Raw genomic sequence first — 15,488 nt, forward strand, 5'->3', positions numbered from 1 at the left:
GCAGATAGTCTCTGAGCGGCAACAGCCTGATCAACGAATTGCCGCAGCCGGCAACCACAGCAAAGCCCGCCTAAACTTTATTGCACAATATGCTCCAATTACTCCGTACCAGCATCGTTTATCGCAGCGCATTTATTGTGTTGGGTATTGCCTTACTGGTTGGTAGTTTTTTTGCGGTATTTACCTACTATTGGACATCGCACATAGAACAAGAACGAGCCAATAACCGCATGGGAGATTTACTTAGTACGGTAGAGAGCACTACTAGTATTGCCTGCTATCTTGCAGACATGAATCTCGCCTCCGAAGTCAGCCGCGGGCTGCTGAAGAACGCAGACGTCGCCAGTATCAAGATTTTTTCTGGTTCCAGCATTCTGGCGCACATGAGCAAAAACACAGACCCCAAAGAGACCAAAGTCGCCAACAACATCGTGATTCCAGACAAGGCAATACCGACGGTGCGCGATGTCTTCTCTCCGTTTAATGAAAAAGAAAAAGTCTGCCAGATCGAACTCGAGCCCAATCTGCTATTCATCCGCCAGCAAGTCGATGAAAAGGCTCGATTTATCGGCTATCTCCTGATGCTGCAAGCCCTGCTCATGGCCTGCGCGGTCGTGTATATCGTTCTCACCATCATCACCCGACCGATCAAGACCATTTCGGATCAACTGCATCACCTGACACCCGAGAGCGGCGTCAAACTCGCCCTGCCGGCTGGCAATGAAAAAGATGAAATTGGCCAACTAGTCGGTGACGTCAATGAAATCGTCGGCAAGCTTGTACACATTCTGGATGACGAACGTCAACTGCGCATCAAGCATGAAATCGGTGAGAAAAAATTCCAGACCATTTTCAATAATGCAGAAACAGGCATCTTTCTATTAAAGACTTCGGGTGAGGTTATTTCGTATAACCACGCCTTTTTACGCCTGCTGGCGGTGGACGAGAACATGCCCGAAGACAAGGTCAATACGGCCTTAACCAAGGCGCTGGAAGGCCAGGAGCTGCGTCTGCACCTGATGATTGACAAGGCAACCAATCAGGATGAGGTACTGTCCGAAGATTTCTCTATCGAAGTCGGTCAACCGCCGCAGAGAAAGTGGCTACATGTCGTCATGAGTCCAGTCGAAGAAGGCGTTCTGCAAGGCCTGCTCAATGACATCACCGACCGCAAGAGCGGCGAAGAGGAGGCAAACCAGCTTGCCGTCACCGATCATCTGACCGGCACATCTAACCGTCTCGGCTTTGATAAAGAAATCACCCGCTTAAAACAAGAGATACAACGCGGTAACGTGACAGGATTTTTCCTATTACTGATCGACCTAGATAAATTCAAAGAGGTCAACGATCATTACGGCCATGACACTGGCGATCAAGTCCTGTGCCACTTTACGCACATCGTCACCAAGACTCTCAGAAAATCCGATTTCGTTGCCCGGCTCGGTGGCGATGAATTTATTATTCTCCTCAAAGACTTGCAGCAAATCGACAAAGCCAAAGAAATCGCACAAAAAATCATCGATCAGACCAGTGCCGCTCTGACACTCGACAACGGCATCGTCATCCGCATCGGCGCCAGTATCGGCATCACCTATGTGGCGCAAGCTAACTTTGATAAAAACGAGATTATTCGAGAAGCAGATGATGCGATGTACGCAGTCAAAAAATCAGGCAAAAATAATTACAGCGTGTACCAGTCATGATTCGATCAGCTTGAGATAAATTATTTATCTGCTTGAATTGAGGGATTCAAAAAGTTTGTTGAAGCTTAAACTCCCCCTTAATCACGATGCGGTGTCAAAGGCTAGGCAAGCCCAATACAGCAATACACTGATATTGCAAGGCTTAAAAAGTAGCTATAGAACGACACGACGCGCTCCGCTAATTTTTTAAAAACTCTCTTATGTTTTTTTTACACATTCCATCGTAGGAACTCAAAAAAAACGTTAATCGATCTTTCATGACAGCGCTTACTACTGCTGCCTCTGTCACTTCCACCTTGTCCCCGTGTCTCTGCGGTGAGAGGTCTTGGTTTTTGCGTCAGTCCTATCGATGTGATTTTTCAATGTGGAGGTTGTTATAAGCTCCCTCATCTCACAGAATTTATGCGCCTCCCAAGTCAATAATGGCTGGAAAGGCGCATAAACACTGCGGAATGCAATCCAGAGAATCTCTAAAATCCTTTAATCCAGATGTGGCACTCGAGTATGGAGGTTTTGAAGCTCCCGCAATAGTCATCTCCAGCCTGGTCTGAACTTATTGACTATATTGCTGTCAAAAATACACAGTTATCCTTGCGCAGTTATCTTTGATTAACAGTAACCGTCTGATCATCAATAAGGACATTCATGCTCGGCTCCTGGCACTCCAGTCATCTGCAGCCACATTGGAAAACCACAAGCACGGGTCAGCGCCTGACATCCGCTTTGCTAGCGGTCTGCATCAGTATTGCCATGTTGATGCAACTCAATCACCAGCCAAGTTTTTATATCGCCAGCCCGACGTCAGAAATTCAGGTCAGCATGCTGATGGAATCACCTCGCCAGCAAATACCGCAACAAGCAGAACAAAAGGCGATCTCCTCACAGAGTGCGGCAAACCGGATACGCACAAAAATTGCAACAACATCGCGCGCCACCCCGCCACTATCAGTCAAGAGTACTACCGAGAATACTCACGCGCTCCATGTGCCGGCCAACACATCAGATTCAACAACGGATACAGAGATGAATACGAACAAAGTCAATCCAGCTCCCGCGTTGACTATGCCGTCCACCTCGCTCTTGGTGACTGACAGCCAGGCCATTCGCAAAGCCTATAAAAGTAGTCAAAGTGAGATACAGGCAATGGCAGACAACACCGGGAAAGAAATGAATACGCCTATCGTCACCAGATATGAGCAGTTCCAGACCGACGCAGACAAAGCCAAAATTCAAGACTGTATTAAACCGAGATATTCCCAAAGCACCAATTTACTTTTAATCCTCGTCATCGCATTCGCAGCGGTGACAGGAAAATGTAAATAAGCAGACCCACTATAGCGACTCATACTTCAGATCAAAACGACGATCCCGGTTCCGATAAAAACTGCAATTCTTCTGGAATAGAAACACGATCAAGTATCTGATTGCGATGAGGAAAACGTCCGAACCGCCTAATCACATCACGATGTCTGAGCGCATAAGTCACATAGCCTTCAAATAGGGATTTTTGCTGCGCTGTCGCAGCTGCTAATAAAGCACTGAACAAGGACACAGACTGATTCTGGTCTGCAATAGATTCAGAATGCTCCAGCGGTAAATAGAAAAATATCCGCTCGATCAACCTGAGCTGCTGATCAAAGCCCTGTGCTAAACCATCACGACAAAGTTGACGTGCCAGCGCATCATAAGCAAATGAGCGCGGAGTCGCACGATACATATTCCGAGGAAACTGATCGCACACCAGGATCAGGGACAAACATGCATCCGGTGTCGCCTTCCAGGCATCAAGTGCGCCATCTGCCGCCTGCTCTGTCACCGTAGCAAAGCGTTGGGTCATCAACTGATCTATGTCAGGATTTTTTGACCACCAGAGTTTGGCTTGCAACGCCGCAGTCAGTGCATCATCGGCATGATCACCAAACCAGAAGGTCTTGATACTCAAGGGAGTTTCCATTGCATTCCTTATGTGTTGCGCTCAAGACTGGTATTGAAGTTTTTTTGAGTGAAGATTTATTTGATGAATTAAGTCATCAATCACATAATGATTTTGCGATGGATTTTTAATGAAGAGCGGCTTACCAGATCAACTCAGGCAATCATTTTTTTGGCGCAGGTGTTACTACAGCAGGAGGCAACGGCGGCAAAGGTGCGGCAGGATATTGGCAGCCTTTAGCGTAACCAACACCTTTTAAAAATCCACGACGTATCGTCCCTGCGGCAATCGATGCCAGCACTTTTTCCGAATGACGCTCAGCCCCCGTCAGCTTACGCACCCAACCACGAAAAGGAATCACACCCTCGGTAGTCCGTCGCAAAGCCGAGATCGACGCATTCTCCGCAGCGTTCACGCCTTTGTCCATCATGCTCGGATCATTACCTTCAGCATGTTTATCCAGATCCGGTCCAAGCACCGCATCCAGCGCCACAACCTGCATCTCAATGCTGGCACAAGTGTCATCCGTACTGACGCGATACGGATTGTTTTGCGCATCCATCAGCACCGGCGGAATCGTCGTCTGTATCAAATTAAAATCACTCAGCGGCGCAGTCAAAGCACTACCCACTTGTTGAGTACGACTCTCACCCGGACGAACGTCAGTCGCAGCCGCTTTAGTCTGCTGATCGTCAGCATGTTTGGTAGAAGCGCAAGCAGTACATATTAAAAGTAGTGCCGAAAAAAAGAATGTTTTTATATAAAAGTAAATTAAGTGATGATCTGCAATAGTTCGCATTCCAGAGTAGCCGGATCAAACATAGTATTTAAATAATTTCACATATAGGATTTGATGTGTGATGGTTATCCGAAAACTCCGCATTTAAATGACGAATGTTAGATGTAACAATTGTTGGCAAATTGATTTTTAAGGTCTCCTATACTCATCCTGCTACAAGGTTTTTTATGTTTTGTTTTTGGAATTTGCAATTACCTTGATGAGAAGATAAAACATAGTCAGTGTATTAATGCGTGATTCACATAACCTAGTATTAAATTATAGATAAGGACATTATTATGACAAAAATTAAAATATTAATATTTATGCTTTTTATGTCGTTCATCACGAGTTCAATACCAGTCGCAGCAGAGGATCGGGGCTCTGCTGACCAAGCAACGGCAATGGTAAAAAAGGCAGTAGCTTATTTCAGATCGGTGGGTAAGGACAAAGCGCTCAGCGATTTCAATGACGTATCCAATAAGCAATTCCATGACCGTGATCTTTACGTTATCGCATTTGACATGGAAGGTACCATGTTGGCGTCAGCCAACCCAAAGCTGATTGGACGGCAGATGATGGATTTTAAGGACGGTGACGGCAAGTTGCTGACCAAAGAGATGATACAAATTGCAAAGACCAAGGGCTCTGGATGGGTGGAATATAAATGGCCCAATCCAACAACCAAGGCTTTGGAACAAAAAACGACCTATATCGAAAAAGTAGATAGTTATTTTTTAGGAGTTGGAATCTACAAGTAATAATTCGGGCTAACAACGACAATTTAGTTTTAAATCGTCTTTGGTACCATACTAAAAAAGCTCATCACTATGAGCTTTTTTAATGCAAACTACTCTTCCCTCTCTATTCAGTTCACCATCAGATAAGTGTGATTCGGCCAAATTCCATTAATTTCAACTTCTTGCCAAGCTTCCTATATATTTAGCTGGCAAACGCCAACCTAATATTAAATGCATACACAAAAACATTTGAACTAGTGGAAGACATAAAGCGACCTGTAGATGTTATCGGGCATTGAGTAATGGTTATGATGATGAGAATCAGTAAAATGTGAATGCGTATGCTCGGTTCTTGAATGACTGTGCAGATGATGATGTACTGTCCCCTCGAAATACGCACCGTTTTGCGATTTGAGTATTGCTCAATTTGATTAGTGTGCATGACGGAACATACTGGTTGCAATGTTGGTTTACGTTATGCGAGGATCCGAGCACATTAATATATCAACCCGCAGTATCGTTATCTACGGATTCATCCAGGCCTAAATCGCCGTCCACACCCAATAGACTCTGGGCGGAATCGGATGGCAATGCTTCGACTGACTTCAACTTTCTGGTCATTTGTCGAGTGCGTACTTCTGCTTTGTCGATGTTGTCGGCGGCTCTGACCAAAGCGGCTTTGGTGGACGCGAGTACGTCGCCAAACTTGCCGAACTCGGTCTTGACTGCACCTAACACTTGCCAGACTTCTGACGAACGTTTTTCTAATACCAGTGTGCGGAAGCCCATCTGCAAACTGTTCAGCAATGCGGACAACGTCGATGGGCCGGAGATGCTGACGCGGTAGGTACGTTGCAATTCATCGGCCAGACCCGGGCGTCGCATGACTTCGGCGTACAGACCTTCGGTCGGTAAAAACAAAATCGCAAAATCGGTGGTTAATGGCGGCGAGAGATATTTCTCAGCGATGGTCTTAGCTTCGCCACGGATTGCGCGTTCTAATTCTTTGCCTGCCTGCGACACGCCTTCTGCATCTGCGCGCTCGGCAGCATCCAGCAGACGCTCGTACTGTTCTTTGGGGAACTTGGCATCAATCGGCATCCAGACGGGTGCCCTGCCATCTTCTTTGCCTGGCAATTTCACTGCGAACTCTACGCGCTCACCAGAGCCGGGTACGGTCTCGACGTTCTTGGCATATTGTTCTGGCGTGAGCATTTGCTCCAGCACCATTTCTAGCTGTACCTCGCCCCAGGTTCCGCGAGTCTTCACATTGGTCAGTACCCTTTTCAGATCGCCGACACCAATGGCTAATTGCTGCATTTCGCCCAGACCTTGATGCACTTTTTCTAAACGGTCTGAGACTTGTTTAAAGGATTCACCCAAACGCTGCTCCAGCGTGGCGTGCAGTTTTTCATCGACGGTCTTGCGCATCTCTTCGAGTTTGGCGGCGTTGTCATCTTGCAGATGTTTAATTTTTTCTTCTAGAGTCGCCCGCACTTCTGCCATGCGCAAGGCGTTGGATTCGGTCAGTGTTGCCAGACTCTGATTTAAGGTATCGCCAAACCTTTTGAGGCTGAGCGCCTGCTCGTCACGCGAATTTTGGCTTTGCTGGATCAGGGCAAGGCGCACTTGTTCCAGTTGCTGCGCGTTGGTCTCTGTCAGCTTGATCAGTTGCTGAGAAAACGCATCTATCTGGTTGTTTTGCAGCGTGGCGACGCTGGTCAGTTGGGCAGCTAAGGTTTGTTGAAGCTGTGAAAAATTTCCGCCCAGCTCTTGCCGTGTCGCTTGCGCCGTCGATTGCACCTGCTCCCGCAATGAGCGCTCAGAGCGTTCCTGTGCTTGTTGTAATTGCTCTTGTTGCTGTTGTGCCTGCTTCAATGACTGTTGTAGTGCGAACAGTTGAGTACCGACATCGCTACTACGACTGCGTGACAAGACAAGCAGGTTCACGACCAGGAGAATAGCGAGCGTGATGAGTACTAAAATTTCTATCAAATTCATGTCGTGTTCTTTTATTTTTTGTTAGTGATACGTTCAGGATTAGCGTTTTACATTCAGCGAAGCGCAGGTATGTTCTGCTCTTCCTCATCCATCACTTCTCTGCCGTCTGCGGGAGAGGGATTATGCTGATCTTTATTTACCCAGATCAGCCGGGTTTATTCCGCATCCAATCTGCTGTCTGGTAAAACGATTGCATCAGGTGCTGTTGCAACTCTTCTGCGATTCCCACATCTTGCATTGCCCACGCCATGCACCGCAGCCATTGATCGCGCTCACTGCTGGCGATCGCATACGGCAAATGGCGTGCGCGCAAACGCGGGTGACCGAATTGTTCGATGTAGAGATTCGGGCCACCCATCCAGCCGGACAAGAACCAGAACAGCTTATCGCGGGAGCCATCCATCGGTGTCGGATGCAGTGCGCGGATGCCAGCAAATTCTGGTTCTAGTTCCATCAGGTCATAAAAACGATCGACCATCTCACGCAGTTTGTCTGCGCCGCCGATAAGTGTATAGAGCCTGGATTGTTCTTCTTCGTGATTATCCGTGTTTGTTTCTGTATTCATACCTAGCAACAATTTTGTAGTAACAGGTTTCTTCCCTATACGCGAATGCATACCGGGTCTGGACGTTAGTGGTGCACGCAGTGAATATGGCGACCATAATTTGAATTCGGCAAATCCTCCGTTCAGCCGTCATTCAGCTGACGTTCAGCTTTCACGCAGACTCAGCAAAGGCGGTTGATTCAATACATTGCGTAATCCCATCCAGCCGCCAATCAGCGCGCACAATGCGCCGACGCTTAAACCTGCTAGCCAGACCAGCGGCGAGAAGCTCCATTCGAAATTAAAACTAAATCGCGCCAGTGCCCAGCCGATAGCGGACGCGCCGCTGGCGGCGAGCAAGCCGGCCAATCCACCGACCAGTAAAAATTCTATCCATTGCGCCTGCGACAATTGCTTGCGAGTCGCACCTAACGCACGCAACAGGGCCGCTTCGCGCATGCGCAAATCTTGCGAACCGGCTAGTGCCGCATACAAGACCAGCACACCCGATGCGAGTGTGAACAGGAACAAAAATTCAACCGCCGTAATGACCTGATCCAGCACGCTTTGTACTTGCTTGATCATGGCGCCGACACCCACCACCGTTAGATTAGGAAAATCCAGCGTCAACTGATTCACTGACCGCTGGTCGCTTTCTGGCAAATGAAAAGCGGTGATCCAGGTCTGCGGCAATTCAGCTACCGCCGCAGGATTGAGAATGACAAAAAAGTTGACACGCATCGATCCCCAGTCGAGCTTGCGCAGGCTGGTAATCGCTGCCGTAACTTGCTGACCGGCGACATCAAAACGCAGTTTGTCGCCTAATTTTAGCCCCAGAGTTTTAGCAATACCCTCTTCTACCGATGCCTCTGCTTGCGGATGTACACCGGTCTCCTGATACCATTTTCCGGCGATGAGTTTATTCGTCGCTGGCATGTCGCGCATGGTAGACAGATTGAATTCTCTCTCGACCAGGCGTTTGGCCCTGTCGTCGGGATAAGTATAGCCGGTGATGGCTTTATCATTGACCTGAATCAGTCGCCCGCGGATCATCGGGTACAGCGTCGCTTGTTTATCCGGTGTAATGGCTTGCAAGCGCCTGGTGATTTCTTCTTTTTGATCTGGCTGGATGTTGATTACGAATTGGTTCGGCGCGTCTGCCGGAGTGGCACTTTTCCACGCAGTGATCAGATCAGAACGTACCACCGTCAGCAGCAATAAAGCCATCAGCCCTAGCGCCAGCGATACCACCTGTATCACGGTTGCGCCAGGACGGCGTTGCAGCGCCGTAATTGCAAAGCGCCATGCCGTGTGGCTGCTGAAATTGCGAACGCGTTTTAAGGAGGCAACGGCGAGCCAGGCGATCAGGGCGAATACCAGCAAGCCGATTAAAAAGCCGGATGCGGTCAGCAAGCCTAGCTTCACATCGCCGGCCTGCCATAACAGCAAACCGACGAACATACCCAGTCCGAGGCCATAGGTCGCCAGCGTCATCGCTTGCGGCGCATCTTGTTCACGACGGATAACGCGATTATGCGGGACATTCCGCAATTGCAGTATCGGCGGCAAGGCAAAGCCGACCAATAGCAGCAAGCCAGTCGCGATGCCCTGCAATGCCGGTTGCAGACTTGCAGGCGGCAAATCGTTGGAGACCAATTTGCCCAACCATTCAAGCAAGACATAATGTCCGGCAAAGCCAAGGATGACACCTGCGGCGCTGCCCAATAGTCCCACGATCAAAAATTCGATCAGGTACATGCCCGTGACCTGATTTTGCGTCTGTCCAAGACATCGCAACATCGCGCAGGCATCGACATGACGCAGCATGAAGCGCCGTGCCGCCATTGCCACAGCAACCGCTGCCAGCATCGCCGACAACAAGCCAACCAGTGATAAAAATTGCTCTGCACGGTCCAGTGTTGCACGCATTTCAGGACGACCCGATTCGAGGGATTCTAGCCGCACACCTTTGGTTTGCTCACGGTCGATACTGTCTTGCAGCCATTTCTGAAATGGCGTAACGACATCAGTTTTGCCCGCCAGCAGGAGGCGATAGGTCACGCGAGAACCATTCTGTATGAGTCGGGTATCAGCAAGGTCACTCATGTTGAGCATGACACGCGGTGCAAAGTTCATAAACGCGGCACCACGATCTGGCTCGTTCGCGATCAGTTGAGTGACGGTGAGCGTCTTATCGCCGAGTTTGAGAGCATCACCGGTCTTGAGTTTCATACTGAGCAGCAGCGTCGGGTCTATCCAGACGGTGCCGGACGCGGGAATCTGCGTTGTGGTGAGCTCCGCGCCCTGTGGCGACTGGCTGAGCTTGAGGTTGCCGCGCAAAGGGTAACCGGGTGTGACGGCTTTCAGCGCGACCAGCTTGGTGGTGATTGCATCGCCCTCCCCCGCAATCGCCATACTTGGAAAAACAATGGTCTCTGCCATCGTCAATCCACGTCGTTGCGCTTCGGTGCGCCAGGCAGGATTGATGGGCTGATCGGCGCTGACCAGCAAATCCGCACCAAGCAACTGATGTGCATCGCGATTCAATCCATTGCGCATCCGGTCCACAAAAAAACCTACCGACGACAAGGACGCAACCGCAATCATCAAGGCGACCAGCAAGAATCGTAATTCACCCGCTCGCCAGTCTCGCATGGTCATACTGAATGAGAGTCGTAACATGGCGATCTTTCTGAGGATAAAAAACAATTAGGAATTACCGGAGCGTACTGGGAAAAACACGAATCACGAGAAATAAAGGGGAGTATCCAGCTTTATTGGCTCATTCCGCATGTTTTATGCGGTGCATGAGCATCTATATACCGATACTCAGACCCAGTATAAGTCAAACACTGATTAACTCAATCTGAGGTCATCAGGCATTTAAGGCTTGCGCAAAGTCACTCAGCAAGTCCTGAGTGTCTTCAATACCCACAGAAACGCGGATCAGTGAATCGACTATCCCCATTGCGGCTCGGCGTTCAGCGCCCATCTCAAAGAAGATGGTGTGTGCTACCGGAATCACAAGAGTCCGCGTGTCGCCCAGATGGGTGGCAGAGATCGGCAGATGTAAGCGATTGAGATAGTCGAAGCAGTCGATTTCCGGCTTCAATTCAAAACTGAACAGCGCACCGTAAGACCGGAATAAGTCACTCGCAATCTGATGCTGCGGGTGAGATGGCAAGCCAGGGTAATGCACGGCGTCGACGCGCGGATCGTTCTCCAGCATCTGCGCCAGTGCCAGCGCATTTGCACATTCACGCTCCAGACGCAAGGCGATTGTCTCGGCGCCGACCGCGATCTGGTGCGCCGCATCCGGCGACAGCGAGGCGCCAAAATCACGCAAAGCCTTGGCGCGTACCTGCGCCATCCCCCACTGCGGTGCCGGTGCTTTTTTAAAATTGGCGGCAATATACGGATAAGCGGACCAGTCAAATTCACCCGTATCGGTTAAAGCACCACCTAGTACATTGCCATGACCTGCAATCGACTTCGTCAAAGAATTCACAACGAGGCCAGCACCGACGCTTTTTGGGCGGAACAGATACGGTGAGGTCATGGTGTTGTCCACCACATATAAAATCCCGCGCTCACGGCATAAGTCGCCGATCCGTTTTAAATCTGCAATCTGGGTGCGCGGGTTGGCAATGGTCTCCACGAATACCATGCGGGTTGACGGTGTAATCGCCGCGGCTACATTCGCGACATCGGTAGCATCGACAAAGCTCACATCAACACCTTGCGCAGCCACTGTTTGCCAGAGACTGTTTGTGTTGCCAAATAAAAATGAGGACGAAATTACATGATCGCCCTGACGCAACAAGGCCTGAAACACCGCACCAATCGCAGCCATTCCTGTCGCAAAGCAAATGCTGGACAGGCCGTCTTCCATCTTGGTAATCTTGTCTTCGAGTGCCGACACAGTGGGATTGCCCTGACGTCCATAGCGATAACCCGATTGCTTACCCTGGAATACCGCAGCCAAGTCACGAGCATCCTCATAGCCGTAGAACACCGAGGTATGAACAGGCTTATGCGCAGAGCCGTGCTCAATCGCTTTTTGCCGGTCGCTGTGAAGAATGGTCGTGGTGAAGCCGTAAGATGCTTTTTCGCTCATGATGAAATAGGTGCTGTGGAGTAGAACAGATCTGAAAAGGAATCTCGTAAGTTTAACCGAGATTCTTTGCCGCGACGCGGCATAGCAAGATAATCAGATAGCACTAAAGCTATTGGACTACACCGAGCGTCAAAGGGAATTGCCCCTCAGAGATAAGAAAACAATCATGTAGCCGCGTCACTGAGGCAAAGATGATGGACAGATCGATTGTGCCAACGTGGTCATTGAAATTATTTTCTGGCAGCAGTGTCAGTAGTAGCTGACTTTGATGCTGTAAACGACTTGACGGCATCCAGATATTCTCTAGATGCTTTTAAACGATCAAGGTAGCGAATCTTGCGCTTGGCGCTCCTGGCGATCAGATAATCGGACAAGCTGCCACGTGCGCCGCAATACATGCGACAAGTTGCGACACCAGTTGGAGTAATCCGGTCAGTAATACGCAATTGGTCTGCCGTGCCGGATAGTATTAAGGTGCAGGCCGGCTCTCCTGCCAGCGGAGGCGCAGGATCATGGTAGGCAAAGCCATCCTTTTCCTGACCAGCAATCCCATAGACACTGCAAGAGTGTCCGTTATAAAACTGAAGCTCCACACGAAAGTACACATGCGACGGATCATATTGGACGATTTCAATAATGTCTTCAGATTGATAGGGCTGGTCAGCCTCACCGGGTGCTTTGCCCGGTGTGATTACGCCATTCATAAAACGATGTTTATACACTCCCGCAATATCGCCAATCTGCACGGTTGCTGACAGCTCATCCGCATAAGCGAACGTGATTATTGTCAACATGAAGGATAGAAGAATTCGTTTCATGTATACGTCTCTCAATACACTGACTAGTGCGCTGATTAGAATGCCAAATAATGAGCAGATCATTTTGCGCTTAATTTAGCTTAATTTGGACTAATCGGCTCTCCCTGTAGTTCACCCTACTGTACGCCACCTTCAAAAAAACTCACTCAAGCAAAAACTGCTCAATGATTTCCGCCAGAATTTCTGGCTGATCATGATGCAACATGTGTCCTGCATTCTGTATCATTTCTTTCCGCAAATGCGGAATATGGGACAGCCGACGGTCGATTTCGATACGGGCTTCCGGTTTTGGCCCCATCCAATGCCAGACATTGGTATCGTCCGCTTCGAACCATAAGGTTGGCGCCGTATTTTTTTGCCAGCAAGCCATGACTTCTTCGACATGATAGAGCAAAGGACTGGTAAGTTTGTGCGCCGGATCACCGAGTATCTCCCAGCGACCATTATCATTTTGGCGCGCCCAGTGCTGGGATAAAAATGCGGCACGCTCATCAGATAATCGTGGATTCGTTTTTTGCAAACGCCCTGCGACTTCCGCTTGTGTTGCGTAGGTTCGCAATACCGGTGCTTCACGCAATTCATCCAGCCACTTCAGATAGCGACCAGGTGCCTGACCTGGCGTCGTGGTAGGCATGCCAAAGCCTTCGAGATTAATCAGCTTTCTGATCCGCTCTGGACGTACGCCGGCGTAGATCCCCACGACATTGCCTCCCATGCTATGCCCTAATAAATTGACGGCGTCGTCGGGCGAATAATATTGCAAAATCGCGTCCAAATCACCCATGTAATCAGGAAACCAATAGCAATCCGCATGCGGGGCATCAGTAAGACCAAATCCCCGCCAGTCCGGTGCAATAACATGCCAGTCTTGCTTCAGGCAATCGACGACAAACTGGAACGAGGCGGAGACATCCATCCAGCCGTGCAACATCACGATCTTGGGCGCATTGTCAGGTCCCCAATGACGTACGTGATATTGAAGACCGCGAACGGGGATGAATTCTGAGCGAGATGATTTGATCATGAGATTAATAATTTTCGTGAATAAACAGAGCGCTTGCAATATCGGCAAGCCCGTTTTTCGTTTAGGATTAACGTTAAGGCATAACAGACAATAGCACGACCGTTCGATAATTATACCGGAGTCAGGATGAGTCAGAAAAAAACGCTTACACACGCACCCGCCGTCGGCACAATCGATCACTATCAGGATCTTTATCAGCACTTTCGCTGGGATGTTCCGGCTGAATTCAATATTGCGGAAGTCTGTTGTCAGCGCTGGAGTAAAGATTTTCATCGTATTGCCATCCATTATGAAGATGCCGAAGGCAATACCAGTACCTTGAGCTATGCCGAATTGCAAACTCAGGCCAATCAGTTATCGAATCTATTACGCGCACAAGGCGTTAAGGCTGGCGATATCGTTGCGTACATTCTGCCGCAGCGTCCTGAGACGGCGGTCAGCGTGATTGCCTGTCTGCAGATGGGCGCAATTGCAATGCCGCTGTCTTTTTTGTTCGGCCCTGAAGCTCTGGAATATCGGCTGCAAAATAGTGAAGCAGTCGCCTTGATTGTCGATCAGAGCGGCATCGAAGCGTATTGGCAAATTCGCGGTAATTGTCCTGCGTTAAAAACCCTCATCACTCTGCAATGCAAAGCTGAAGACTCGCTGATCTGGTCGCACACGGTGCCGCAGATGCCGGCCGATTTTACTCCGGCGATCACCAAGGCGAGTGACCCTGCCATTTTGATCTATACCAGCGGTACTACAGGCGCGCCGAAAGGTGCGGTGATTCCTCATTCTGCAATTATTGGCAACCTGACCGGCTTTGTCGCGTCTCAAAACTGGTTTCCACAGCCGGGGGACGTTTTCTGGTCGCCAGCAGATTGGGCATGGACCGGCGGCCTGATGGATGCCTTGTTACCGACGCTTTATTTTGGTCAGCCCATCGTCGGTTACCAAGGGCGATTCAGCGCAGAAACTGCTTTTTATCTGATGGAAAAATATCAGGTCACCAATACCTTTCTGTTCCCGACTGCGCTCAAGATGATGATGAAAGCCTGTCCGGAACCCAAGTCACGCTACCAGCTCAAGTTACGCAGCATCATGAGTGCGGGAGAAGCAGTCGGCGACGCTGTATTCAACTGGTGCAACGACGCTGTCGGCATCATCCCGAACGAAATGTTTGGACAAACCGAGATGAACTACATCGTCGGCAATAGCATCATGCAATGGCCCGCCAAGCCAGGTAGCATGGGGCGACCGTATCCAGGACATCGCGTCGCGATTATAGATGATGATGGCAACGAAGTTGGCGATCACCAGATCGGCGAAGTCGCCATGCACCGCAAGGATATTCATGGACAGGCCGATCCCGTCTTCTTTCTCGGTTATTGGAAAAACCCTGATGCCACACGAAACAAATTCACCGGCGACTGGTGCCGCACAGGCGACCTGGCCTTACGTGATGAAGATGGCTACCTCTGGTATCAGGGGCGTGCCGACGATATGTTCAAGGCCGCCGGTTATCGCATCGGCCCCTCAGAAATAGAAAACTGCCTGGTCAAACATCCAGCGGTAGCAAATGCCGCCGTGATCCCCAAGCCCGACAAAGAGCGTGGCAACATCGTGAAAGCATATGTGGTGTTAAGCAGCGGCTATGAAGGTAGCGCAGACCTGATCGCAGAGCTGCAAACACACGTACGAGGCAAACTCGCCCCTTATGAATATCCGAGAGAAATCGAATTCATCGCGGCATTGCCAATGACGACAACGGGTAAGGTGCAGCGACGGGTTTTGCGTTTATTGGAAGAGGAAAGAATTGCCGGGCGATTGTGACTACAAGGTTGACTC

General features: G+C 49.6%; 12 protein-coding genes. 4 read left to right on the forward strand and 8 right to left on the reverse strand.

Features of this window, described 5'->3' with window-relative positions; genetic code table 11:
- The first annotated feature begins 89 nt into the window (after window positions 1-89).
- Entirely contained in the window at window positions 90-1,703 is a 1,614-nt protein-coding gene (locus ACO0LE_RS01395) for a sensor domain-containing diguanylate cyclase (RefSeq protein ID WP_422958623.1), read from the forward strand.
- A 645-nt stretch (window positions 1,704-2,348) separates the two neighbouring features.
- Window positions 2,349-3,026 (forward strand): hypothetical protein, encoded by a 678-nt coding sequence (locus ACO0LE_RS01400; protein WP_422958624.1) that lies wholly within the window; start codon window positions 2,349-2,351, stop codon window positions 3,024-3,026.
- A gap of 31 nt (window positions 3,027-3,057) precedes the next feature.
- Here the strand turns inward: ACO0LE_RS01400 and ACO0LE_RS01405 are convergent, their stop codons facing one another.
- Entirely contained in the window at window positions 3,058-3,657 is a 600-nt protein-coding gene (locus ACO0LE_RS01405) for a DUF924 family protein (protein WP_422958625.1), read from the reverse strand.
- A 142-nt stretch (window positions 3,658-3,799) separates the two neighbouring features.
- The gene (locus tag ACO0LE_RS01410; RefSeq protein WP_422958626.1) at window positions 3,800-4,435 is read right to left on the reverse strand and encodes a hypothetical protein; all 636 of its coding nucleotides are present in this window, start codon (window positions 4,433-4,435) and stop codon (window positions 3,800-3,802) included.
- 278 nt (window positions 4,436-4,713) lie between these two features.
- On the opposite strand from ACO0LE_RS01410, the gene ACO0LE_RS01415 reads away from it, so the two are divergent.
- Window positions 4,714-5,175 (forward strand): cache domain-containing protein, encoded by a 462-nt coding sequence (locus tag ACO0LE_RS01415; RefSeq protein ID WP_422958627.1) that lies wholly within the window; start codon window positions 4,714-4,716, stop codon window positions 5,173-5,175.
- A 483-nt stretch (window positions 5,176-5,658) separates the two neighbouring features.
- Here ACO0LE_RS01415 and rmuC read toward each other — a convergent pair whose 3' ends face one another.
- The 6 genes from rmuC to ACO0LE_RS01445 all read right to left on the reverse strand — a co-directional run bounded on the left by rmuC (window position 5,659) and on the right by ACO0LE_RS01445 (window position 13,658).
- Window positions 5,659-7,155, reverse strand: coding sequence for a DNA recombination protein RmuC (rmuC, locus tag ACO0LE_RS01420; protein WP_422958628.1), 1,497 nt, complete (start codon window positions 7,153-7,155; stop codon window positions 5,659-5,661).
- A gap of 145 nt (window positions 7,156-7,300) precedes the next feature.
- The gene (locus tag ACO0LE_RS01425; protein WP_422958629.1) at window positions 7,301-7,720 is read right to left on the reverse strand and encodes a group II truncated hemoglobin; all 420 of its coding nucleotides are present in this window, start codon (window positions 7,718-7,720) and stop codon (window positions 7,301-7,303) included.
- A 144-nt stretch (window positions 7,721-7,864) separates the two neighbouring features.
- The gene (locus tag ACO0LE_RS01430) at window positions 7,865-10,381 is read right to left on the reverse strand and encodes an ABC transporter permease (RefSeq protein WP_422958630.1); all 2,517 of its coding nucleotides are present in this window, start codon (window positions 10,379-10,381) and stop codon (window positions 7,865-7,867) included.
- A 193-nt stretch (window positions 10,382-10,574) separates the two neighbouring features.
- Window positions 10,575-11,816 (reverse strand): cystathionine gamma-synthase family protein, encoded by a 1,242-nt coding sequence (locus ACO0LE_RS01435; RefSeq protein WP_422958631.1) that lies wholly within the window; start codon window positions 11,814-11,816, stop codon window positions 10,575-10,577.
- Window positions 11,817-12,046: 230 nt separating this feature from the next.
- A complete protein-coding gene (locus ACO0LE_RS01440; protein WP_422958632.1) occupies window positions 12,047-12,610 on the reverse strand; it encodes a hypothetical protein in 564 nt (187 codons plus the stop codon).
- Window positions 12,611-12,776: 166 nt separating this feature from the next.
- The gene (locus ACO0LE_RS01445; protein WP_422958633.1) at window positions 12,777-13,658 is read right to left on the reverse strand and encodes an alpha/beta fold hydrolase; all 882 of its coding nucleotides are present in this window, start codon (window positions 13,656-13,658) and stop codon (window positions 12,777-12,779) included.
- 126 nt (window positions 13,659-13,784) lie between these two features.
- Here ACO0LE_RS01445 and ACO0LE_RS01450 point away from each other — a divergent pair, with 126 nt between their 5' ends.
- Entirely contained in the window at window positions 13,785-15,473 is a 1,689-nt protein-coding gene (locus ACO0LE_RS01450; protein ID WP_422958634.1) for an acyl-CoA synthetase, read from the forward strand.
- The last annotated feature ends 15 nt before the right edge of the window (window positions 15,474-15,488 follow it).

Source organism: Undibacterium sp. Xuan67W, assembly GCF_049340165.1.
In the GTDB taxonomy this organism is placed as follows: domain Bacteria; phylum Pseudomonadota; class Gammaproteobacteria; order Burkholderiales; family Burkholderiaceae_D; genus Undibacterium.

Coding starts and splice junctions, on each gene's coding strand:
- ACO0LE_RS01410 (WP_422958626.1), bottom strand. CDS start 4,435: ATGCGAACTATTGCAGATCATCACTTAATTTACTTTTATATAAAAACA.
- ACO0LE_RS01435 (WP_422958631.1), bottom strand. CDS start 11,816: ATGAGCGAAAAAGCATCTTACGGCTTCACCACGACCATTCTTCACAGC.
- ACO0LE_RS01450 (WP_422958634.1), top strand. CDS start 13,785: ATGAGTCAGAAAAAAACGCTTACACACGCACCCGCCGTCGGCACAATC.
- ACO0LE_RS01445 (WP_422958633.1), bottom strand. CDS start 13,658: ATGATCAAATCATCTCGCTCAGAATTCATCCCCGTTCGCGGTCTTCAA.
- rmuC (WP_422958628.1), bottom strand. CDS start 7,155: ATGAATTTGATAGAAATTTTAGTACTCATCACGCTCGCTATTCTCCTG.
- ACO0LE_RS01415 (WP_422958627.1), top strand. CDS start 4,714: ATGACAAAAATTAAAATATTAATATTTATGCTTTTTATGTCGTTCATC.
- ACO0LE_RS01405 (WP_422958625.1), bottom strand. CDS start 3,657: ATGGAAACTCCCTTGAGTATCAAGACCTTCTGGTTTGGTGATCATGCC.
- ACO0LE_RS01425 (WP_422958629.1), bottom strand. CDS start 7,720: ATGAATACAGAAACAAACACGGATAATCACGAAGAAGAACAATCCAGG.
- ACO0LE_RS01430 (WP_422958630.1), bottom strand. CDS start 10,381: ATGTTACGACTCTCATTCAGTATGACCATGCGAGACTGGCGAGCGGGT.
- ACO0LE_RS01400 (WP_422958624.1), top strand. CDS start 2,349: ATGCTCGGCTCCTGGCACTCCAGTCATCTGCAGCCACATTGGAAAACC.
- ACO0LE_RS01440 (WP_422958632.1), bottom strand. CDS start 12,610: ATGTTGACAATAATCACGTTCGCTTATGCGGATGAGCTGTCAGCAACC.
- ACO0LE_RS01395 (WP_422958623.1), top strand. CDS start 90: ATGCTCCAATTACTCCGTACCAGCATCGTTTATCGCAGCGCATTTATT.